General features: G+C 43.9%; 17 protein-coding genes. 14 read left to right on the top strand and 3 right to left on the bottom strand.

The genetic code is table 11. The features are described from left to right. Positions 1-31 precede the first annotated feature (31 nt). The 3 genes from moaCB to nirB all read right to left on the bottom strand — a co-directional run bounded on the left by moaCB (position 32) and on the right by nirB (position 4,080). Positions 32-982, bottom strand: a complete 951-nt coding sequence (gene moaCB, locus J3P43_RS08085; RefSeq protein WP_255901061.1) for a bifunctional molybdenum cofactor biosynthesis protein MoaC/MoaB — start codon at positions 980-982, stop codon at positions 32-34. A 205-nt stretch (positions 983-1,187) separates the two neighbouring features. Further along, positions 1,188-1,550: a nitrite reductase small subunit NirD gene (gene nirD, locus J3P43_RS08080; RefSeq protein ID WP_255901060.1), complete on the bottom strand. Its 363-nt coding sequence runs from the start codon at positions 1,548-1,550 to the stop codon at positions 1,188-1,190. 31 nt (positions 1,551-1,581) lie between these two features. Continuing rightward, positions 1,582-4,080 (bottom strand): nitrite reductase large subunit NirB, encoded by a 2,499-nt coding sequence (gene nirB, locus J3P43_RS08075; protein WP_255901059.1) that lies wholly within the window; start codon positions 4,078-4,080, stop codon positions 1,582-1,584. A gap of 683 nt (positions 4,081-4,763) precedes the next feature. Here nirB and J3P43_RS08070 point away from each other — a divergent pair. The 14 genes from J3P43_RS08070 (at position 4,764) to J3P43_RS08005 (ending at position 24,303) form a co-directional block, all read left to right on the top strand. Continuing rightward, entirely contained in the window at positions 4,764-5,357 is a 594-nt protein-coding gene (locus tag J3P43_RS08070; RefSeq protein ID WP_255901057.1) for a Pvc16 family protein, read from the top strand. After that, complete coding sequence (locus J3P43_RS08065; RefSeq protein WP_255901056.1) at positions 5,354-6,532, top strand: hypothetical protein; 1,179 nt, start codon at positions 5,354-5,356, stop codon at positions 6,530-6,532. The genes J3P43_RS08070 and J3P43_RS08065 overlap by 4 nt, the downstream gene beginning before the upstream one ends. Before the next feature lie 19 nt (positions 6,533-6,551). Next, positions 6,552-7,994, top strand: a complete 1,443-nt coding sequence (locus J3P43_RS08060) for a phage tail sheath family protein (RefSeq protein WP_255901054.1) — start codon at positions 6,552-6,554, stop codon at positions 7,992-7,994. Positions 7,995-8,032: 38 nt separating this feature from the next. Continuing rightward, a complete protein-coding gene (locus J3P43_RS08055; RefSeq protein ID WP_255901052.1) occupies positions 8,033-8,461 on the top strand; it encodes a phage tail protein in 429 nt (142 codons plus the stop codon). 46 nt (positions 8,462-8,507) lie between these two features. After that, positions 8,508-8,963 (top strand): phage tail protein, encoded by a 456-nt coding sequence (locus tag J3P43_RS08050; RefSeq protein ID WP_255901050.1) that lies wholly within the window; start codon positions 8,508-8,510, stop codon positions 8,961-8,963. After that, positions 8,963-9,136 (top strand): DUF5908 family protein, encoded by a 174-nt coding sequence (locus J3P43_RS08045; protein ID WP_255901049.1) that lies wholly within the window; start codon positions 8,963-8,965, stop codon positions 9,134-9,136. Before J3P43_RS08050 ends, J3P43_RS08045 begins: the two co-directional genes overlap by 1 nt. Next, the gene (locus J3P43_RS08040; RefSeq protein WP_255901047.1) at positions 9,136-9,822 is read left to right on the top strand and encodes a CIS tube protein; all 687 of its coding nucleotides are present in this window, start codon (positions 9,136-9,138) and stop codon (positions 9,820-9,822) included. The genes J3P43_RS08045 and J3P43_RS08040 overlap by 1 nt, the downstream gene beginning before the upstream one ends. Before the next feature lies 1 nt (position 9,823). Further along, positions 9,824-11,572: a type VI secretion system tip protein VgrG gene (gene vgrG, locus J3P43_RS08035; protein ID WP_255901046.1), complete on the top strand. Its 1,749-nt coding sequence runs from the start codon at positions 9,824-9,826 to the stop codon at positions 11,570-11,572. A 4-nt stretch (positions 11,573-11,576) separates the two neighbouring features. Continuing rightward, positions 11,577-11,867 carry a PAAR domain-containing protein gene (locus J3P43_RS08030; RefSeq protein ID WP_255901045.1) on the top strand — a complete coding sequence of 97 codons (291 nt, stop codon included), beginning with the start codon at positions 11,577-11,579 and terminating at the stop codon, positions 11,865-11,867. Positions 11,868-11,878: 11 nt separating this feature from the next. Next, a complete protein-coding gene (locus J3P43_RS08025; RefSeq protein WP_255901042.1) occupies positions 11,879-12,325 on the top strand; it encodes a GPW/gp25 family protein in 447 nt (148 codons plus the stop codon). Positions 12,326-12,328: 3 nt separating this feature from the next. Next, entirely contained in the window at positions 12,329-16,048 is a 3,720-nt protein-coding gene (locus J3P43_RS08020; protein WP_255901040.1) for a baseplate J/gp47 family protein, read from the top strand. A 21-nt stretch (positions 16,049-16,069) separates the two neighbouring features. Next, complete coding sequence (locus tag J3P43_RS08015) at positions 16,070-19,126, top strand: baseplate wedge protein (protein WP_255901038.1); 3,057 nt, start codon at positions 16,070-16,072, stop codon at positions 19,124-19,126. Positions 19,127-19,207: 81 nt separating this feature from the next. Beyond that, complete coding sequence (locus tag J3P43_RS08010; RefSeq protein ID WP_255901037.1) at positions 19,208-22,867, top strand: PKD domain-containing protein; 3,660 nt, start codon at positions 19,208-19,210, stop codon at positions 22,865-22,867. A 2-nt stretch (positions 22,868-22,869) separates the two neighbouring features. Then, positions 22,870-24,303, top strand: a complete 1,434-nt coding sequence (locus J3P43_RS08005) for a contractile injection system tape measure protein (protein WP_255901034.1) — start codon at positions 22,870-22,872, stop codon at positions 24,301-24,303.

Raw genomic sequence — 24,303 nt, 5'->3', positions numbered from 1 at the left:
TTCGTTACATTTGTTTTTCTTTGCACCCGCGTTAGTGTCCGCCGCCTTTCATCATTTTCCGGGCGTGAAAAACGGCCGGCAAGATCGCTTCCATAGATTCCCTCGCGCCATCACTGCTCCCCGGAAGGGTAACTACCAGCGTATGTTTTATAGATCCGGCAACGCCGCGGCTCATCATAGCGAGTGGTGTTCTCATTTGTCCGAACGAGCGGATGGTTTCCATTATTCCTTCAGCATCGCGCTCCAAAATTTCTTTTATTGCGGATACTGTATTGTCGCGTGGGCCCAGCCCTGTGCCGCCTGTGGTAAACACAAAATGCACGTCTTCGGCCACCCACTTGAGAATTTGTTCCTGTATTTGATTCTTCTCATCAGGAAGTATCTGGTAGTCCACCACCTTGGCGTTTACATTTTCAAGCATTTTACAGATCAGCTTTCCACTGTTGTCTTCCCGCTTTCCTTCGGCTGTCGAATCTGAGCATACCAAAACCGCGCAGGTAGGAGAGGTGGAAAAGAATTTTTTCCGGTCGCTTTTTCCGCCGCGTTTTTCCAGTAGTTTGATATTGCCTATTTCAAGTGTACTATCAACCGGTTTAAGCATGTCGTAGATTTCCAGCGCAGCAATCGAAACTGCGGTAAGTATCTCCATCTCGATGCCTGTACGGCCTATCGACTTGGCGTTTCCGGTTATCACAATTCCGGGGCGTGATAATATGTCTTCAGTCAAATGCTCTCCATGTTTCTCTGAATCGATATAGTCAAAGGATATATCCATGCCATCGATGGTGACCGGATGGCAATGTGGAAGAAGTTGTGGAGTGAGCTTAGCGCCGATAAAACCGGCAGCCCGGGCAACGTCGAATAAATTCCCTTTCGGAAGCTGCCCGTTCTTTATTAATTCAATAGTCTCTTTTGAGCAAAAAAGTATAGCGATGGCTTGGGCCGTGCGAAGTGTTATTTGTTTGCTGGTGATGTCGCGCATGTTTGTTTTATTTGCTATGAAGACACAAGGCTGAAGGTTAATTAAGATTTCAGTGTCTTAGCCGCCTTAACCAAGTCTTCGTGGCCTAATTCTTTATCGCAAAGATAGAAACGCTTTATGTCTTCTCGCTCTTATAGCTCAATTTGCAAATAAAAAACCCGGTATTTCTACCGGGACCCTTTTATTTAACAATAACAGCTTATTACTAAGCCGTTTCCTTTATCCCGATATAGACCTTATCGTCGATAATTCGCACGGGATATGTTTTTATTTCATATTCTTCTCCACTAAGGCATTCGCCGGAGATTAATGAAAATGTTTTTTTATGGAATGGACAAGCCACTTTTGGTTCGCACTCTTCGCCAGTGCTGCCAATCATGCCCCGCGAAAGCGCCATTTGTTGTTTGTGCGGGCACAGATTTTGGGTGGCATACCACTCGTTTCGGCGGGTAAAATTGAAAAGTGCAATTTGTTCGTCGCCGTGTTTAACGCAGGCGCCGCCATTTTCTGGTACGTCGGCTGTTGTACAGGCCAAAATCCATTTTAAAGTTTCTACTGCTATTTCCATGTTGCTTTTGCTTTAAATCTGTTATGTTTTTCTACCACTCTTTTGCTTTCACTTGGTCGCGCATTGGGTCAAAATCTACTGATGGATCTTTCTCTTCCGGCGCATTCACGAAGTGAACAAAGCGTTTGCGCAGTTCTTCGTTTTGCACTACTTCCTTCCATTCGCAGTGGAAGCTGTCTACCAATCCCTGCATTTCTTCCTCAAGTTGTTCGCATATGCCAAGACTGTCGTTAATGATCACATTCTTCAAATAACTTAAACCTCCTTCCATCTTATTTAGCCAGGTCGCGGTTCTTGCAAGTGGATCTGCTGTTTTGATGTAAAACATCAGGAAGCGATCAAGGTATTTAACCAGTGTTTCTTTATCGATATCGCTGGCAAGTAATAAGGCGTGTTGCGGTTTTGATCCCCCGTTTCCGCATACGTAAAGGTTCCAGCCTTTGTCTGTTGCGATAATTCCGAAGTCTTTTGCCTGGGCCTCGGCACATTCCCGAATACATCCGCTAACGCCACCTTTTAATTTATGCGGAGAGCGGATTCCTTTGTAGCGCTCTTCTATCTCTATAGCGAAGCTTACGCTGTCATGTAATCCGAATCTGCACCAGGTACTTCCTACGCAACTTTTTACTGTTCTGAGCGATTTGCCATAGGCATGTCCGCTTTCGAATCCTGCTTCTATCAGCTCTTCCCAGATTGCGGGCAGGTCATTTACATGGGCCCCAAATAAATCAATTCGCTGCCCTCCGGTAATCTTGGTGTATAAGTTGTATTTCTTGGCTACCTGTCCGATAGCGATCAGTTTATCCGGAGTTATCTCGCCGCCCGGAATTCTCGGTACAACCGAGTAAGTTCCTCCCTTTTGGATGTTTGCCAGATAGCGGTCGTTACTGTCCTGTATGGGAGCTTGCTTGACTATCAGGTCGTTCCAGAGCGAGGAAAGAATACTGGCAACGGCGGGTTTGCAGGTTTCGCAGCCGTCGCCTTTTCCATAGTGGTCTAAAGCTTCGTCATACGAACGCACATTGTTCATCCGGATAAGGTCCATGAGCTCCTGGCGTGAGTAGTCGAAATGTTCGCAGAGTACATTCTTTACGTACAATCCGCTTTCCTTCATGGTGCCGTTAATGAGGTCTTTTACCAGCGGTACACATCCGCCGCAGCAGGTTCCTGCTTTGGTGCATTTCTTTATTCCGTCCAGTGATGTGATGTTGTCTAACTTGACTGCATCGCAAATAGCTCCTTTGCTTACCGATTCGCATGAGCAGATCATGGCATCATCGGGCAGGCTCATTACGCCCGAGCCTTCAGTTGCAGCTCCGCCTCTGGCTCCCAAAATAAGATCTTCCGGATTCTCAGGTAGTGTTATCCTATTCTTTACATTCTGAAGCAGGATGTTGTAGTCATCGGCGTCGCCAATTAAAATGCCCCCTAATAAGTTTTTTCCATCATTGCTGATGTTGATGCGTTTGTAGATGCCTTTGTTCGTGTCTTCAAAGGCAATGATTTTGCAATCGGGGTTGTTTATAAACGGGTCGCCGAAGCTTGCCACGTCAATGCCGATAAGTTTAAGCTTGGTGCTCATGTCGAAGCCTGTAAAGCTTTTGTCTGAGTCAAGAATCTTCGCAACTACTACATCGGCCATTTCATAACCTGGGGCTACGAGTCCGTATATCATACCGCTGTGTAATGCGCACTCGCCTATAGCAAAAATATCATCATCGCTCGTCTGCATATAGTCGTTTACCACGATACCGCCTCTGGTTCCTACCTCAAGTCCTGACAGTTTCGCAAGTTCATCTCTGGGGCGTATCCCTGCTGATATAACCAGCATGTCGACCGCGAGCGAAGTTTCATCGGTAAATTCCAGTGCTTCAATCTTTCCGTCGCCGGCAATTTTTGCTGTGCTTTTATTTAAATGAATATGTAAGCCAAGTTCTTTCAATTTCATTTGGAGCATGGCGCTTCCTGGCTGATCGATTTGCCTTGGCATTAAGCGCGGCGCAAATTCAATCACGTGGGTTTCTTTTATACCTAAATCGAGCAGGGCTTTTGCTGCCTCCAATCCGAGCAATCCACCGCCCATTACTGCTCCATTCCTGGATTTTGCAGCGTAGTTGCTGATTAATTCAAGATCTTCAATAGTGCGATAAACAAACACCCCGTCTTTTTCTATTCCCGGGATGTCTGGTACGAAGGCTGATGAGCCCGTTGCAAGAACCAGGTAATCATATTTCTGAACTGTTCCTTTTAAGGAGTGTACGGTTTTTTCGGTTCGGTTAATCTCCTGAACTACATCGTTAAGGTGTAATTGAATGTTATTTGCTTCATACCATCCGGATGGAGACATTGACAGATCTTCTGCAGTCTTTCCGTTGAAGTACTCGCTCAAATGAACGCGATCGTACGCGGGCCTGGGTTCTTCTCCGAATACCACTACCTGATAATCCGTTGTTTTTGAAATTAGCTTTTCACAAAACTTGTAGCCAACCATACCATTGCCAGCTACTACAATTATCGGTTTTTTGTTCATGTTGTATAAATTTGATAGTACATTCTCTTAAATTGACTTTTTTCTGGGCTTTGTTTTAGAAATAATCAATTATTATAAAGCAAATTTAAATAAAAGCATTAAAAAGTATGATATAAATCATATAAATCCTCAATTTTTATAAAAATGTCAAGACATGACTCTTGTTTGTTGTTGAAAATTCTGTTTTTATTAAAAAATATGGCAGTTATGTGTAATATTTCTAAATATTTTATGCGTTACAGATGGATTTTTGTGTTTTAATTCTATATTTTTTTAATTTTCAGCATATATCTTGATTTTTATTTGAAAATTAATCTCAGATTGGGTGCCATTGTTGGTTAACAAGTATTCAACACATGCATAGATTCAGGTTTCCAATACTTCGCGGAAATCTTTTTTATTAGTTCGCAAGGGATTGGACAGATCCACAGACTGCCAATGATATGTTTTATAGCGGTTTAAGTGTTGGTTGGTAGAAAAAATCTTGTCAGGCTTAAAAAAATATTTTTTTTATTTTTTTTAACTAAAATAATTTTACCTTAGCTCTCAATCTATCTGGAAATCTATCTATTAACTAAAAAAATCTTTTACAGGTTCTGCCTTAATACTGTGAAGAGATGTCTGTGTAAAACGGGAAATTATTAAGTACGTTCCGTAAGTTTTTTTGCTAGAAGTTCATTAGCATGATAAACGAAACGTTAAAGTTCATATCCGATGAGGTAAATAATTACCTGTCGCTAAAGTTGGGACTGAATACCGATCCCAGGCTGGTACTTGGAAATATCTCAAGAGCGCTTGATAACGACACCACGGGTACAAACTCTTTGTCAAATAAGGCTATATTATCATTAGTGAATGTTGAGGAAGATCGTCTGGCAAAGCAGCCGGAAAACTTTGTCAAAACTGAAACCGGGATAACCTATAAAAATCCACCCACCTGCCTCAATTTATACATATTGTTTGCGGTGAACCGTACAGAATATAGCGACAGCCTGAAGTGGCTGGCTTTCATCATTCAGTTTTTTCAATATCAAAACGTATTTACACGCATAAGCCATCCCGCTCTCGACGCAGGCATTGAAAAACTTATAGTGGATCTGTATACACTAAATTTCGAACAAATAAACCACTTGTGGAGCACGATGGGGGGCAAATATATTCCATCGGTGCTCTATAAGGTAAGGCAGATAAGCATCGACGAGAATGCCACGATAGCTGGAGGCGGCTTTATAACGGAAATCGGTACGAACACAAAATCCAAGCTTGTTGTATCATGAACCTGAGGTATAAAATACTCTTCAATGTTGAGCTGCGGCACGATTACTACAGCGATATGCGGTGTGAAGACTTTGAAATAGTACCATCAATGGTGACAAAGTCGGCGCTGAAGGGGCTGGGAATGCTATTTAAAGTAATCGCTAACAGGCTTATTGTATTGATAAAGGTCGGTGATTCAGATAACCCGGTAGTTACACCAGGTTCTTCGCAGAAATTTACCTTTTTTATGCGGCTCAAAAATCGCCGTTTCATCAACTTTACCAATATTGGCTATCATCCTTCGGAAGGTAAGCGCTATTACTTCAGCAATATAAACCAAACTAAAGTAGTTACCGCGCTTTATCTCAATTCAAAAGTTCCGGTATACAATAGCTCCGCCGAATACCCTATTGGTATGTTGGCGGCGAATGGGTCGGATACTGTTTTTGAAGCGATAAAACCAAGTAACAGTGCGGCTACGCATGCTCTTACGGAGCAGGATTATTGGCTGAACAGAGGGAAGATACAATATGTCAATTCAAACGACATGGTTGAGGTATCGTCTTATTTATATCTGTTTAACGCCATTGCAAACACCAATTTTACTATCAATGTGTTCGGACTAAGTATTACCAGCGGCAGTTATGATCTGGCCGTGATGGATACTGTTAATCTCAGTTATACCGACCCTCAAACCTCCGTGCCTGTCCGACTGGAGAATCTACCAAAGGGAAAATATAAGATTGACGTGAATGGTGAAGTGAAATACATCTATCTGGATAGCGATGCGGTTTATGACAACATATTCGGAATTATAGAGGTTTTTAATCACTTGCCTCCCGGCAATGCCTTTGCCTTGTTCAGCGCTTCGGGAAAAAGCAAGGAGCCCCTGTTCCTGATCAATTTTGCCAACCGTGCTCTGATATGGAAATATGTAGCAAAGAGCAGTGATGTTACGGCTGTGAACGATAGCCGGCCCTTACCGGATAAAGTAGTCTTCACATCAGCCGGAGCTAACCAGTTCGTCTCTGCAAAACCTGTTCTTGTCAGCGAAAGCACCATCAATACTTTATCGATAGAATCGACAGCTCTGGGGACTGTGTCGCCGATAGGCAATCCGTCTCCTGATAGGCTGGCATTAATTGAAATGAACGGGAACAGTTATTACAGCGCGGAATTACATCTGAATTATTAAAACATAAACAGTAATTAATATGGCAACATCTTACAAAACCCCTGGTGTTTATATTGAGGAAATACCAAAGCTTCCACCATCTGTTGCACAGGTAGAAACGGCGATTCCCGTTTTTATCGGCTACACAGAAAAGAGCGGCATCGAAGGCTCGCCGCTGCCAACGGCCCTTATCGATTCTATCACGGTAACGGAAGCCAAGCGGATTACATCTCTGCTGGAGTATGAAACTTACTTTGGAAAGGGAGTTAACGAAACGCTAACTGTAAGTATAGACGAGACCTATACTGCAACTACGCCCTCGGTTTTGAAGAGCCGTGTTATAAGTGCATCGGTGGCAACCCCCTCGGTACATACCATGTATTATCACATGCAAATGTACTTTGCAAATGGAGGGGGCCCATGCTACATTGTTAGCGTAGGCAATACTTCGGGCTCTACCATTTCGCACACCAACCTGATTGCCGGACTTAAAATGTCGAGCCGGTATGATGAACCTACTTTACTGGTATTTCCACAGGCAGCCAAAATCTCTGCAGCCAGCGATGCATATGATGTTTACGACACTGCGCTTTTGGAAGCCGGTAAACTGCAGGACAGGTTTGTGGTGATGGACTGCCATGGTGACGATACGGAAACGTTGCGAGCGGTTTCGGGCATTGGAACTACCAACCTAAAGTATGGTGCTGCCTACCATCCTTTTTTACGCACGTCTTTAAATTACCAGTATACCCTGGATACACTTACTGTTGCCTGGAAAAGCGATAGAAATGATGATGGCGACTATACCGACACGGATGAAAAAGATGAAACAGCTGCCGCCTACAGTTCGCTAACTACTGAGCTGCAGTCCCTTGTAAAACTGGAAATAGATAAGTTACGGGTGGTTTTGCCGCCAAGCAGCAGCGTGGTGGGTGTATACGCACTGGTAGATAGCACGCGAGGGGTTTGGAAGGCGCCCGCAAACGTGAGTTTAAACCTGGTTTCGGGTCTTACTAAACAAGTAACGGCAGAAGACCAGGCGAATCTGAATGTGGATACCACCGCCGGAAAATCAATTAATGTAATCAGGGCTTTTACGGGAAAAGGAATTTTGATATGGGGTGCGCGTACACTTGCCGGGAATGATAATGAATGGCGGTACATTTCGGTAAGACGTTTCTTTAATATGGTTGAAGAAAGCAGTAAAAAAGCGACAGAAGGTTTTGTATTTGAAGCCAACGATTCTACTACCTGGATAAAAGTTCAGGGTATGCTCGAAAATTTCCTGGTCACCTTATGGAGGCAGGGGGCTTTACAGGGCGCAAAACCCGAACATGCCTTTTATGTTGCGGTCGGTCTTAATAAGACGATGACAGCCTTAGATATACTGGAGGGACGAATGATTGTCGAAATTGGAATGGCCGTAGTGAGACCAGCAGAATTTATCATTCTTCGCTTTAGCCATAAGCTGGCCGAAAGTTGATTTAACCAATACCTTAATCTATTTAAAAACATTAAAATATGGCAACATATCCTCTTCCAAAGTTTCACTTCCTGGTTCAGTGGGGTGGTACCCGTATCGGTTTCTCTGAAGTAACCGGCTTAGATATTCAATTAGAACCGATCGAATATCGTGAAGGCTCGAGTCCGCAATTCTCAAAAATAAAAATGCCCGGACTACAAAAATTCAGCAATATTACGCTTAAGCGCGGAACCATAAGCGATGATAAAGAATTTTATACCTGGATGAAGACGGTGAAAATGAATACCATCGAACGCCGCGATTTGACGATTTCTTTATTGAACGAAAATCATGAGCCGGTGATAAGCTGGAAGGTTATGAACGCTTTCCCGATTAAAGTTCAAGCCAGTGATTTAAAGGCTGATGGAAATGAGGTGGCTATTGAAACCATTGAGTTGGCTCACGAAGGCCTCGATATAATGAATTAGTGCGCAGGCAGGAACCTCTGATTTATTCTTATTAATCTTTCGTTTTATGGCTAAAGCACCGGTAGCCGGTGGGTATTATCCGCCAGTAGGCTTTCATTTCAAGGTAGAATTTGTGGGCATCGGCAACGACAACGACATTCGTTTTCAGTCTGTTGCCGGCCTCACGGTCGAATATGACACCGAATCTTTCAAAGAAGGAGGGGAGAACAGGTTTGAGCACAAATTACCGCTGCGAACTAAGTATCCCGACCTATCTCTGAAACGCGGCATGCTGACCGATTCGAAAGTGATTAAGTGGTGTCTCGATGCTTTACAGAACAGGGAATTTAAACCGGCACAGATCAATGTGATTCTGCTGAACGAAGAGCATCAGCCATTAAAAACCTGGAATGTTTATAATGCCTGGCCGAAGAAATGGTCGGTGTCTGACCTTAATGCCCAGGATAATTCCATTGTCATCGAAACGCTAGAATTAAGCTATAACTATTTTACTGTTAACTAATGCCGCTTGAAATAAAAGAACTGCATATACGGGTTACCGTTAACCAGCCACAACCCGAAACAGATTCGTCGCCTGCCGCGCAAAAATCTGAGGGGAAGCCGGATGACCAGGCTTTAATTCAGCAATGTGTAGAACAGGTACTCGAGATATTCAACAATAAAACTGAACGATAATGGCACAAGGTAAGCTCGAAAAAATAAAGATACTGGCTTATAACAACCCGGATTTTGCGGATAATCATAAAGTAGGCAACACGTTTACTGCCATGATTAATCCGGAAAGCTATGTGTTGGATTACAAGGTCGAGTTTACCGAAGGGCAGGGTGCGGGCACAAGTGCGGCAACGCAGCGATTCAATGTGAAAAAGCCCGAGGAAATGGCTTTTGAGTTTTTGTTCGATTGTACCGGAATTACAAATGGCGAAAAAAGGGATAGTATTCATGATGAGGTGGAGAGTTTTAAGCTTATGCTGCTTGAATACGACAGCGCATCGCACGAACCGAAACATTTCAAGTTGGTTTGGGGCAATTTCATATTTAAGGGCAGGTGCAACTCGCTGAGCATTACTTATAAGTTATTCAATCCCGACGGCAGCCCGATAAGAGCTATATGCAAAGCCGGTTTTAAAGGAAGCATCGAGGAGACTTTGCGTGTTGCCACAGAAAATCCGCAATCGCCAGATCTGACACATTATCGCACAGTGAAGATGGGAGATACCTTGCCTCTGATGTGTTACAATATTTATGGCGATTCAAAATATTATCTGCAGGTGGCCAAAGTGAATAAGCTTTACAATTTCAGGGAGCTGGCACAAGGAACCGAATTGTTTTTTCCGCCACTGGTAAAAGCCACAAGTTAATATGCCGAATGAAAGAACAATAGCTTCTGATGCGCCTAAAAGTGTTTGTACGTTCACTATCCTTTCGGAGGGGAACGAGGTTTCAAAAACCTATCATGTGTTAAGTATTATAGTGAATAAAGAGATTAACCGGATTCCTTCAGCAATTATCATCATGATGGACGGTGAGCCCGCGAAGGAGTCGTTTGACATCAGTAACAAAACAGATTTTGAACCCGGAAAGAAACTGGAAATCAAAGCCGGATATCGCACAGAAGAAGAAACGATCTTTAAAGGCCTGGTGATAAAACATGGTATCAAGGTGAGGAAGAACAGTTCAGTTTTGATGATCGAATGCAGGGATGAAGCGGTGAAAATGACCGTATCATGCAAAAGCAAATATTTTAAAGATGTGAAAGACAGCGATGTGATTGAAGAACTGATAGACGCTCATGGCATCGAAAAAGACGTAGAAACTACCCAAATATCACATAAGGAACTGGTGCAGTACAATACAACGGACTGGGATATGATGTTATGCAGAGTTGATGCAAACGGCTTATTGTGTATTGCCAACGATGGAAAACTGGAAATTGCCAGGCCGGATTTTGCATCGGCCCCTGTCCTTACGGTACAATACGGAGCAACTGTACACGATCTGGATGCGGAGATTGATGCCCGTCTGCAGTTTAAGGCAGTAAAAGCTGCCGCATGGAATTCGACTGATCAAGAGATGATCAGTAATGTGGAAGCAGAGGATCCCGGTGTGCCGGATACGGGAAATATTACTACCGATACCTTGGCAGATGTTGCGGGTGAGGAAAGTTTTATGTTACAGCATAGCGGAAAGTTAAGCGAGCAGGAATTACAGCAGTGGGCCAATGCAAAAATGCTTAAGCATAAGCTGGCCAAGATTAGAGGGCGGGTTACCACCGACGGAACGGCCGCTGTAAAACCGGGCACCATGTTCCAGCTAAATGGAGTAGGCGAGCGATTTGAAGGAAAACTATTTGTAACCGGCGTACGGCATCAGATAGACAAAGGGAACTGGCAAACCACCCTGCAGTTCGGCGTCAATCCCGAGTGGTTTGTTCAAACCTATCCGGTACAGCAACCGCTGGCCGGCGCATTATTGCCGGCTATACAGGGATTGCAGATCGGAGTAGTTACTAAGTTGGAAGGCGATCCAGACGGCGAAGACCGGATTATGGTTCGTCTGCCGCATATCAATACCGAGGATGAAGGGATCTGGAGCAGAATAAGTACGCTTGATGCGGGCAGCGAAAGAGGCACTTTTTTCAGGCCAGAAATCGGAGATGAAGTGATTGTGGGATTTATTAATAATGATCCCCGCTTCGCGGTGATTCTGGGAATGTGTAACAGTAGTGCCAAGGCTGCGCCGATAGTGGCCAGCGACGACAACCATGAAAAGGGATATGTTTCCAGAAGTGGCATGAAGGTGATTTTCAACGACGACAAAAAGACGATCAACATAGAAACTCCGGCAGGAAACAAAGTTTTGCTTTCTGAGGAAGATAAAGCCATTAAGATGGAGGATCAGCACGGTAATAAGCTGAGTATGGATCAGGACGGTGTTAAAATTGAAAGCATAAAAGATATCGTATTGAAAGCCGCGACAGATATTAAAGCCGAAGGGGTAAATATTAATGTGAAAGGCAGCGGAGGGGCCAAAATTGAGGGAAGCAGCACTGCTGAAATATCATCTGGCGGAAGCACTACCGTGAAAGGATCTATGGTACAAATAAATTAATGATATGCCACTTGCAGCACGAGTAGGAGATATGCACACGTGTCCGATGGTAAACGGAACTGTGCCTCATGTAGGCGGTCCGGTATTACCTGCCGGAGCACCGACAGTTTTAATCGGCGGAATGCCAGCCGCACGGGTTGGCGATATGGCGACTTGTACGGGGCCGCCTGACAGCATCGTAGCCGGCTCATCCTCAGTGATGATCGGCGGAATGCCAGCGGCGCGCGTAGGCGACTCGACCGCACACGGAGGTTCTATAGTAGTAGGGTGCCCTACGGTAATGATTGGTGGTTAAATAATTGAATGATGGCAGAAATAACAAACGATTTTTTAGGCCGCGGATGGAGTTTTCCTCCCACTTTTAATATCACTTCGCAGTCGGTAGAAATGACTGAAAAAGTTGATGATATCTATAAAAGCCTTGAAATATTATTGTCGACGGGAGTAGGCGAAAGGCTAATGCAGCCAAAATATGGCTGCAATATGGACGAGCTGATTTTCGAGGCGCTGGATACTACCACTAAAACGCTCATCATCGACAAAATAAAAACTGCCATTCTATACTTCGAACCTAGAATTGATGCAAAAAAGATCGAGCTAAATACAGATAATGAACTGGAAGGGATTATTGTACTCGAAATTGAATATGTGGTTCGGGCGACCAACTCAAGATTCAATTTTGTATACCCTTATTACCGGAACGAGGGAACCGAACTGCAATTTATCACCACTAATAACCCTGTAGCTTTCTAACCAATGGCTTGCGGTAACAATAAAAATCCATTAAAGAGAGGCGGTACAAGTCAGGAACAGCGCATGCTCAAAGGTATGACGGCGGGTTACGTCAGCGTAGATGAACGCGATTATGCCGATTGGATGGTGTTTGCCAGCGAATTTTCTACCTATTTGAACTATTACGACGCCACCAACAAGGCAGTCGGAAACTGGAAGCCATTTTTTGAAAGCGATGTCTCGGCGGTTCTGGGCTCTATCGCAATACAGGACGTTGATACGTATAAGTTGGAGATAAAATCAAAATTCGATGTTTTAAAAAGCGATGAGGGGCAGCTCAGCGAAAAAAAAGAAAATTTAGGCGCTTTATTTAGCGGTATCCTTACGTTATGCAAGGCTCTCGACGATTTTCTGTTGAAACTTGCCGACGACAATCAGTTTAAATTCACCATTTTAAATCTGATTCGGCTGAAGTTGCAACCGGCTTTGAAAAGGCTTCTAGCCTATTATAAGGGAGGGAGAAAGCTTGGTTTGACTAAGGAACTTGACCATGCGGACTGGAGAATTCTGAGATTGTCGGTTGTGAAAGCTCAAACAAGGATAGCAGAGGGCCTGTCTTCTGTTTGGTTTAAAGATTCAACAACCTGGGCCGACTTTTACTCTGGCATCACGGGTGATAAGAGCATCTACGGAGATCCGGCTTCCGAAGCCATTCGCAAAATAAACCATGCAGCCAACCATAACCTATTTAAAGGGCTGTTCGACCAGTTTTTAATGGCCTATGCGAAGATCATTAAGGGCGCAGAAGCCTCGCTCGTGCAAACATTATCCTTAAATACGCATACGCCTCACTATGCTTTGTTTCTTGCGTTTCTACAGCTTTTCCGTTTCTCGAAAGAACATATTAACACCCTAACCCAATCGCATTTAGATTTTTATTATAAGGAGGTTTTGCGCCTTAGCCCTCGGGGATCTACGCCCAATAAGGCTCATATTCTGGTAGAACTGGCTAAACAGGCGGATACTTACCTGCTCAAACAAGGCTCTTTACTAAAAGCTGGTAAAGACAGCCTGGGCAAGGAGGTGTCGTACGCGATGGATAAGGATGTAGTATTTAATAAAGCGAAGGTTGCGAAGCTGATGTCGGTTTATAAAGGCTCGAGTTCCGACAATCATGGATCAGTTATCAACGAGCGGCGGCTGTTTGCTTCGCCCGTAAGTAACTCGGCGGACGGTTTAGGCGCCGAAATTGAGACAGAATATAAGGAATGGCATCCTTACATCAATAAGACAGTAGTGGATGGTACTCTCACCAGTATCAATATGCCCCTGGCGCAAATAGGTTTTGCCATCGCATCCTCTAATTTGTCTTTAGCTGAAGGCGAACGTCTGGTGAGGGTTAAATTTTCTCCGGCATTTACCGCGCAGCAATTAGTCGCTTTGAATTCTGTCGAGTGTTACTTAACTACAGAAGACGGTTGGTATAAAACGGCTGCTCCCACATGGACAACAAGCAGTGATGGCACGAGCAGTGTGTTGTCATTCACTATTCGCGGAGATGTTCCGGCGATAATCAACTATGATGATGCCATACATGGCGGCTTATTCAATTCTAATGTTCCGTTGCTTAAAGTTTATTTGACCAATAGTAATACGGCAGCTTATCAATATGAGCAATTAAAAGACATTATTATTAACAATGTTGAGCTTGAGGTAAAAGTTGGGCTTGATGCGGATGATAATATAATAACCGGCGGCCTGAAAAATCTCTTTCTGTCCAACGATTTTGGAGTGCTCGACCCCGCCAAACCATTTCTTCCTTTCGGGCCCGCGCCAAAAAAGGGGGCGTCGCTGGTTGTGGGAAGTCGGGAATTGTTTACAAAGAAAAATGCAAGCCTGTATTTTAATGTGAATTGGAAAGATTTACCTGCGAGCAGCAGAGATATTGATTACGAGGCGACTGATACCGACCCGGATGCAAATCCCCAGGTTAAAGTCCTTTTTCTTGAAAAAGGTACCTGGACTGATTTAGACGCGAGCGTCAGCATCCTTAGTGATTATAGTTCTACCAACTCATCGCCAAACGCGAACGTCAGTTTTCCTTCAACCCTGCTGGCTTTATCAGAGGATGTCACCGCAGAATACGGCGAGAGTTATAACGCTTACGCCATAACATCAGTAAATGGCTTTATCAAACTGTCTTTAAACGAGGGGTTTGGCCACGATGAATATCAAAAACAGCTAACTAAATATCTTATCGACCTGGCTAAGACTGATACGGGAGGCACTCCCACAGTAACGGAGCCCGATGAGCCTTATACTCCCACTATTGACAAAATATCCCTGCATTACAAAGCTTCGGTTTCTGTGGATGTAATGGATGCTGTTGGCTTTGAAAGCCGTGATATACAGTTCTTTCATCTATACCCCTTCGGCGAGGCGGAGCAACATACTGGCCTGAATGGAGCGGCCGATATCTCATTGTTACCTCAATTTGAAGATTCAGTGAGCAGTGTCGGCAACACCGGCGAACTTTACATTGGACTGGAAAACCTGCAAGCGGGCCAGAGTGTGTCTGTGTTGTTTCAACTGCTGGAGGGAACGAGCAATCCCTTGCAGGATAAGCCGGATGAGCATCTGAGCTGGAGCTATTTAAGCGATAATGAATGGAAAGCATTTGACGGACAGTCGGTAAGCGACGCCACAGGTCAGCTGGTACAGTCGGGAATAGTCTACTTTGTAATTCCGGGCGATGCGAGCATAGATAATACGCTTTTGCCTCCCGGGTATATATGGCTGAGGGCATCGGTAACAGAAAATGCTGAAGCGGTATGCAAAGCGCTTTCGGTTGATGCTCAAGCGGCTCTCGTAACTTTTCAGCCCAATAACAACGCTCCTGATTTTCAGGACTCTGCTTTACCTGCCGGAAGTATCGCTAAATTGAAAGAACCTTCATCCTCTATTAAAAAAATCACACAGCCGTATCCATCGTTTGGCGGCCGTTCGGTTGAAAGTACAGCGAAATATTATCCAAGGGTAAGCGAGCGCCTACGCCATAAATCGCGGGCTATTACCATCTGGGATTATGAACACCTAATTCTTGAGGCTTTTCCTGCCATCCATAAGGTGAAGTGCCTTAATCATACCAGGTTCTCGGGTACAGAGTACAACGAAATTTCTCCCGGACACGTAACTATCATCACCATTCCCGATTTGCTGAACCGGAATGATGCCAACCCGCTTCGCCCGTATACCAACCAAAATGTACTTGAAGAAATTGAGGCCTTTCTCAAAAAGAAGATATCCTGTCATGTACAACTCAATGTAAGGCATCCGCAATTTGAAGAAGTAAGGCTGGAGTTTAAGCTAAAGCTGCTCAGCGGACTTGAGTTTAATTATTATCGCGAGCTGCTGCAGCAGGAAATAACCGAGTTTCTTACTCCATGGGCATACGGAAATGCAAGCGATATCGACTTTGGAGGTAAAATTCATAAATCAACGCTAATCAATTTTATCGAAGAGCGCAGCTATGTGGATTTCATTACCGATGTAAAAATGTATCACCGTACCGATGAAACTTCGGCAACGGAAAGTCCGGATACCGATACCATTGAAGCGTCTACCACTAAATCAATTCTTGTGTCGGCGCCTGCGTCAAAACATACCATCCACCAACTGGCAGAAGCCGCAGCGAGCGCGGACGAAGAAGACTGCGTGGACGAATACAATGAAATACAAGAATGATAAGCTAAGAAAGACATTAGCATGGCCGAAAACCTTACCATATTAAAGCACCCCGTTCTAAGAAACAGCGAAGACTACAACTTCCTGCGCGAAAAGGGAATGGAGTATATCGAAGCTTTAGGCAGCAGCTTATGGACGGACTATAATATTCACGATCCAGGTATTACCCTGCTGGAGCTGCTTTGCTACTCAATTACAGACTTGGGATATCGTACTTCTTTTGATATCAAGGATATATTGGCCGAACCACCAGGAATAAAAGCAGATTTCGACAAGCAGGCATTTTTTACCGCCAGGGAAATACTCACTGTTAATCCCTGGACGAGCCAGGATTACCGTAAGCTACTGATTGATATAGACGGAATTAAAAATGCCTGGCTCTTCTGCAAAGAATGCCCCTGCGATGGACTCTTTTTATACGCTAACTGCGCTAAAAGTGTATTACAATATTCTCCGGCTACCGAGCATAAAATAATTGTTAAAGGCTTTTATGACGTACTGATTGAATTCGAAGAAGAGGAGGGTGTGGGCGATTTAAACAGCGGTAAGATTAAATACAATTTTAGTTTTATCTCTGATACTGTAAGCCTGGAGTATGCCACCGCCGCCATTGAAATACGGCTGCCTTCCTGGAACGAAGTAGAAGCAGATAAGACTAAATTCGCTTCGTTTAGAGAATCGACTACCGCGATTACTCAGGTCAGCGTGCAATTTATTTCAGGAAACAAAGGCGATAATGTCGACATCCCGCAAACTGAGTTGGGCCGTGCTCTGAGAAAGCCGCTTTATGTAACATTGGATGTGGTTTTTGCCCTGGATAAAACCGATCTGACGGTAACCGATACACTTACGTTGACCGATGTTCCTTTTTCTGTTTGGTTCAACAGCGATGCAGAAAGAAAAGCCGTTCAGCTTGCCGACCTGTCGACGGCTATCGAAGACGCCTCTGCATCGGGTATCATGGCAAAGTACCTCGAAAAGATTAAGAAGGCCGATGCGGTAATTGCTGAAACACGATCGGTATTGCATGAACATCGCAATCTTTGCGAAGATTACTGTTCAATTAAAGGGGTGGAAGTGGAGGATATGGCCATATGCGCAGATATGGATCTTACACCCGACGCTGATATTGAGCAGGTAATGGCCGAGGCGTACTATCTGATTAGCCAATATTTCAGTCCCGATATACGGTTCTATTCATTAAAAGAATTACTTGATGCCGGCACGCCCGTTGATGAAATTTTCGAAGGCCCCCAGCTAACAAACGGATTTATCGACAATGAGCAACTTGACGAGACTCAACTCAAGACAGAATTACGCTCGTCAGATATTATAAACCTGCTTGCGGATATTCCTGGAGTTATTGCCATACGCAATTTGGTTATTGTAAGGTATGATAAAGAGGGTAACCGGGTTCAGAGTGAGTCATGGACGATGCCGGTGTCATACAATCATCAGCCTCGTTTATATATAGAAGGCTCCAAATTTTTGCTGTTTAAGAACGGGCTACCCTTTCTGCCCGATAAGCTTGAACTAGCCGATACCTTACAAGTCATCCTCGGAACGAACTCTCAATCGCAGTTTTCGGTAACAGATAACGACTTGCTCGTCCCGGAAGGAACGTACTATTCGCTGAATCAATATTCGCCGGTTCAAAACGGCTTGCCTTTAACTTACGGAGTGGGTTACGAAGGTTTACCATCACAAGCATCGGAAGAACGCAGGGCGCAGGCAAAACAGCTAAAAGCGTATTTGTTGGTATTCGAACAAATTCTGGTAAACTACCTCGAACAGTTGAGTCATGTAAAAGACTTGTTTTCTCTCGACACAGGTGTCACAAAAACGTATTATGCAAAGCTTTTCAGCGATAGCGACTTGCCCGGTATTTCTGATTTATATGCGGAGGTAAATGGTGCAGTATTGAATCAGGCAAGTCTTGATAGCCTTATCGAAAATCAAACAACCTTTCTCGACCGGCGAAACCGTTTCCTCGACAGCTTAATGTCGCGTTTCGCCGAGCAGTTCACTGATTATGCCCTGATGCTGTATTCGTATGAAGGAAATAAGAAGTTAGCTGATGAGATACTGATCAAGAACAAAATCAGCTTTTTAAAAGATTTACCATTTATGAGCCGAAACCGCGCCAGAGCATTTAATTACAAAGACACGGTTCATGTATGCAGCAATGAGAATATAGCCGGCTTGAAGACCCGGATCGAGCGATTACTTGGGTTAAAAAAGGCATACGAGCATTTTGAATTGTACGAAGAGACCGACGTGGATGGTGTGTCCTTTGAACGAAGGTGGCGATTGATCGACGAAAATGGGAAAATCTATATCAGCGGAAGCACCAGATATAAAGATCCGGATGTTTCATTAGCCGAAGCGAAGGCTCAGAAGGAAATCACCGAAGTGCTGAAGTATATTACCTCGGAGAGCAACTACGAAATTAAAAAAGAGAAGAAGTGGTGTGTTAATTTGACCGATAGTACCGGTGAGGTGATCGCCTCGCGGAAGCAGAGTTTTGTCACAGAAGCTGCCGCGACAGCCGCTCGCGATGAAATTATAACTTTTGGTAAACAGATACTGTTGGCCGATAAGGTGTTAATCATAGAGCATCTTTTACTGCGGCCCAGAAATCGGCCCGACGCCACCTTTGCCGAAGGCGATCCCCTTCTTTCAATCTGCATTCCTCCCAATTGTGAAGTATGCGGGGAAGAAGATCCCTATTCATTTCGTATGACCATTGTGATGAATGGTGAAGCTGGTCTGGCAAATTCGGGCATTGCTTTTCGCCGTTTTGCGGAGGATACCATTCGCATGGAAATACCTGCTCATTTGGGATTAAAAATTTGCTGGGTAAGTAATGAGCAATTAGAAAAATTCGAGCCCCTGTATTGCGCATGGTTGGCCGAATTGGCGAAAGACAAGGTCGATAAACTGGCCTTGCATCAGGCGCTTACTGCCCTTTTGGATGAATTTGTAAAGTTGAAATCGGTGTATCCGAAGGCTTCATTACACGATTGCGCAGACGGCAACGACGAGAACCGGGTTTACCTGAATCAAACAATAATATGAACCGGCCACAGGTGTCAATAAGGCTTGCTTCTGTGGTTTCTAACCTAAAATATTTACTGGTGAAATTTTAAAAACAGTGTTATGTTACCTTCAAAACTAAATTACCCCGAATTCGTACCTGACCAGCTGCTGACTTCAGAGCATTTAAACCAGCTGTTCGAATACCTTGAAGAGCAGGGCAGGCTTAGCAGAACCAACCTGATCGGGATTGGTATTGTGTGCGGTTTAGAGGTGAAAACTGCTGCCGATGGTACGTCCATCGTGATTACCCAAGGTTGCGGAGTAACGTCTGAAGGTTATCTGATTGCAGTGCCTGAAACTACTTATACCTCCTATAAGGCATTTGATGCGGTTCAGGACAGGCTTTACGACAAGTTTGTTGATAGCACCAGGACACAACGGTTTACCATTAATGAGTTGAAGCAGACAGCGGTTGAAGAAGGTACAACCGCGCTTGGCAGTACATTTTTGCAAAATAAGGTAGTTCTCTTGTTTGTGGAAATACTGGAAGAAAACTCAAAAAATTGTAACCCTAATTCATGCGACGATAAAGGTGTTAATGTAACGGTGAGTTTCAAGCCCCTATTAATAGATAAGGCGAATGTTACGTCCTTGCTAGACGGGACTTCGGTAGTTACCGATACTTACCAGCAGTTGGATGAGTTAAAAATGCGGAGGTTTGATGTAACAGCAAGCTCGCTCGCTGATACGGCCGCAATATTTGAAGCCTATCAAAGCGTGTTAAACAGCAGCTTTTTAACGCAAGCCGAAACCTTGTTAGCAAGCGTATATACCACGCTTTCACCGCTTGTTATAGATATTTATCCCACAAATCCGTTTACCGGCTTAGCAAATAACTTCAAGTTTCTGCACGACGGAAATATCAGCGATGAGCAGTTGCTTAACCTGCAATATTACTATGATTTATTTTCGGACATTTTACTGGCTTATGAAGAACTGCGGAAGGTAGGAACCCGGGCCATAAGTTTATGCTGCCCGGATAGTAATTTGTTTCCAAGGCATTTGTTGCTCGATTTGGCTATTCAGGATACCTCAAAGTCAAAAAGCGCCTACCGGCATTATTTTATTCCCTCGCCCATATTAAACGCCAATCATGCCATCACCGCCGAACTTCGATTTCTATTCAGACGGATTGCGCTGCTTGTCGAAAAGTTCTTTGTTCCGCCGGTAGTACTCAAGTCTAAAAACTCCCAAAAGGCCGACACCAGCATCCGGATAACGCCAAGTAAATATGGCGACATCTTATTATCCGAAAAATCGATTCCCTATTACTATAAAGTGGCCGATGGCTCATATAAATTACACCGCTACTGGAATTATGAAAAGACCCGTATAGAAAAAAATAAGAAGATATTGTCCTATCATGCTGATGACTATAATTCTACAGATGAGGATATTATCAAGCCGCTTTTGTACGATTTGGAACCCCATAACTTTTTGAGGATCGAGGGGCATATTGGTAAGCCGTATCAACAGGCAATGAAAAGCATTATTTCAAGCCGGAATAAGTACCGGTTGCCCTTTGATGTAATTGCCCTTAGCGGCGATATCAGATCCTTACGTACGCAAATCCGGAGCTTAGCAGGTGGTTCGTTAAGCAGCCAGGACGATATCCGATCGAAGTGCCATTTCCAGGACCTGGAATCTCTCTATGATACGCTTGCAGCAGAGCTTACCTGCATGCTTTGCAAGGAAATGAAATATTTTTATAACCTGCCCGGCGGTAGCACAACACTGCCAGCGCCCAGTTCTACCATACCGCAGGTTACTTTACTGAAAAAATGCGATCCTGCTTTCAGGTTTACCGCAAACACCCTCGGGCATCAGTTTGAATTGTTCTATGCCAGCATAAAAAATCAGACTTATATCAGCGCCGACGTGTTCCTGGGTAATAAGTTGAACGTCGCGTCGAATGCAGATAACATCGGGCTTGCACTTCTGTACTATATGGAGAAGCTTTCCGAAACCATTGTCTCCGACTTGAATACCTTTGATCTCACAGCTTTTAATACGCGGCATCGCGACCTCGTCCGCGTGGCCGAATATATAAAAAGCATATTCGGTGCGGTCCGTACAGATAATACAACCTTCTCTGAGGATGTACTCGATCATTTAGACGCCTTGATCTACGCCTGCAAACAGGCACAATTCACTACCATGTATCGCGATTACTTATCGCGGATGCTGTATGTGCTGATGCTTCAAAAGTTTGCCTTTTTTATCAAAAAGCATCCGGGAATTCAGCATAAGGCTGGCGTTACTCTTGGAGGGACTTTTATACTGGTGTATCATGAAGATGCAACACCTGTTGATGAAGAAGAAGACGGGGAAAGGGATGAAATTGTGGAAAGGGAAGCCAGATTGGCTACTGAAAAATCCGCTGATAGGCGCGAAAAGGGTGATTTCTCGTCAGATCGCAGCAAAGAGGCCGAGCGTTCAACGATAGGCAACTACACACAAACCAGCGGCAGTTTACAAAGCGCAGGTATCACCGCTTCCTTTTCCGAAAGTGAAAAGAAAATAATTCAGGAACTGCTTAAAGAACGGAAGATCGACCCCGCACTCGGAGAATTAATTGATGAAATTGAAGACGGAACGGTTATCGCCGATTTCTTCCTTCCATATTTGTGTTGTTCTGATTGTCCGTCTATTAATTTTACTATCACAGAAACAGAACAGCCGGCAGAGCCTGTCACTATCGATATCAAGGACAAGGAATATTGTTCGGATAGCAAAGCCGTGGACGTGCTCGTATCTCCTGAGGGAGGTACCCTTAGCGGGGAAGGCATTGCAGACGGAACTCTGAGTTTCAATCCCGGTCTGGTTGATCTTCAATCGGCCGATCAAAAAACGGTAACGCTTACCTACACTAAAGATGGTCAGACAGCAACACTAACTGTGGTTGTTTACCAGAAACCAACATCCGCTTTCGAATTTAAAACTGAAGCTGCTGCGACAGAAATTATCTTCACCAGTCTTTCAAAATTCGGGAAGAAATTTGAATGGAATTTTGGGGATGGCGGAACCTCGGAAGCAGAAAATCCGAAATACAGCTACACCGCAGAAGGTTCATATAAGGTGGTGTTGAAAGTAAGCAATGGAGTATGCTCGCATAGTAGCACCAAAACCGTCGATATTAAGAAACCTGCGACCAAAACTTGTTTCCCTGTAATGGATATTATTATCGCTTTTAGAGAATTGGGAAAATCTAATCCGGATCTCTTTAAAGTCTTTACCGAAATTTATAAGCCTTATCCGGAAGTAGAAGCATTTTTTAAAGAATTTGAAACCCTGGCTGCAGGAGATGTAGAGAAACAAATTGACTTTCTGAATGCAAATGAAATTAGCGAAAAGTTGGAGCAATGGCTCAACGAATTGCTTGAATTCGTCTTGAATAGTGATTTGCAAGAACAGGCAACAGGTCTTTATAAGGTATTGGTCGACCTGGCGATGTATATTTCATGTATCATCCCCGAAGATCTTGGCAGCGCCAGGATCACGATGGAAAATGTTTACAACTTGATTTTAAAACACCTTCAGGCTATCAAGTCATCAGTTCCGAATTTTTCTGATGCCGTAAAAGAGCTTTTGAAGCAACTACTGGAAGATCTGGTTGCCGAGGAACAGCGTATTAATAGCAATAATGAAGCTGATATAAAGCCAGCCTATTTAAAAGTAATACAACAGCTTATTGAACTCATGAAATCATTCAGCTTTTAGGTGTGAACTTCAGGAAAGAAAATACCATTCAGAAACAGGTTGTTGATTTTAAGATCAATGCAGCAGTCGATGGGTTTAGATTTCAAAGCGAATTAGAAGTTCTGTGTCGTGACGATTTAAAGCGCGCTCTGGAAAGTTTGTTTGAGAAATACGCATTTACCGACGAGGTGATATGCCTGGATGCTGTGTTTGCCGAGGTTGAATTTATCTCGATCGAGGAGCTAAAAAGTTCCTTTTCTGAAAAAATAGTCAGGGAATTAGAGAAAGCTCTCGTCCTTAAAGTATCCGATGCTGCAAAAGTTTCGGAGATCACACATACTTCTCTTGCCCATAGTTTGGTTAAAATGTTGGTATTTTATCTTAGGGAAGGGTTTTTTCCCTGGTGGAGCTCTGTCAAAACCTTGCAGGACTGGCAGGAATTCGTAAATGTTTTATGTTCGGGAGAAGTGAAGCCGGCCGATTGGTCTCCCATTTTTCTGACCTTGAGAGAAAAACGAGCACGTAAACGACTGCGCGAGGTGTTTACACAACAGCAAATCTGGAAGCTTATTCCTCGAATCACCACTACCTCTGCAGAAAGCTTTGAGCGTGATCTGGATACTTTCCTGGCAGCTATCCAAATACAGGATAAGCGGCAAACGTTTAACGACCAATACCATGACACCTTATGGTTTGCTATCGCAGAGGTAAATGGCCTCCCTTCGTTTAGGAAGCGATTTGCTGACTTGTTGCTCAAGGAAATCAAACAGACACACATCAACTTATTACAAACTATAGCTCCTAACAGAATCGAAACGGCCGAGTTGAAAGAACGATTTATCCGGGAACGGGAAAAAAATATATCTCCGGATAAACCCAGAATGCCTGAAGTTTATTTTGAGAGCCAAAAGCAGGATGAAAATGAGCTTTTTGACGAGGAATCGGAAATGACAGCTATTGAGAGGTCGGGGGAAGCGATTTATATCGCCAATTCGGGGCTCGTTTTGGTTGCCGCATTTCTGCCGATGTTTTTTAAAGACCTTGCTCTTTTAAAAGATGATGTTCTGGATTCGGATAAAGCCATTGCCGTACTTCAGTATATTGTGAAAGGCCTGGATGCGTATGAGGAATTTGAAACCGTATTGCCTAAAATTTTATGCGGATTGGAACTCAGCCAACCCATCATAAAAACAAAAATCAGCAAAATGGAAAAGGCGAAAGCGAACGATCTGCTCGAATCGGTGATAGAGCATTGGACCGTGCTAAAAAACACTTCCGTTGAAGGCTTACGAATGTCTTTTTTACAGCGCGAAGGCCGGCTTTCTTTTCAAAATAATGAATGGAAGTTAAAAGTAAAACAGGAAGCATATGATATGTTGTTATCACATTTACCCTGGAACATCAGCATGATTAAGCTTCCCTGGATGAAATGCCTGTTAAATGTTGAATGGGCATAA

Origin of the sequence: Paradesertivirga mongoliensis (genome assembly GCF_024436395.1) — a bacterium.
In the GTDB taxonomy this organism is placed as follows: Bacteria; Bacteroidota; Bacteroidia; order Sphingobacteriales; family Sphingobacteriaceae; genus Paradesertivirga; species Paradesertivirga mongoliensis.
This window is presented reverse-complemented; position numbering and strand designations above follow the sequence as displayed.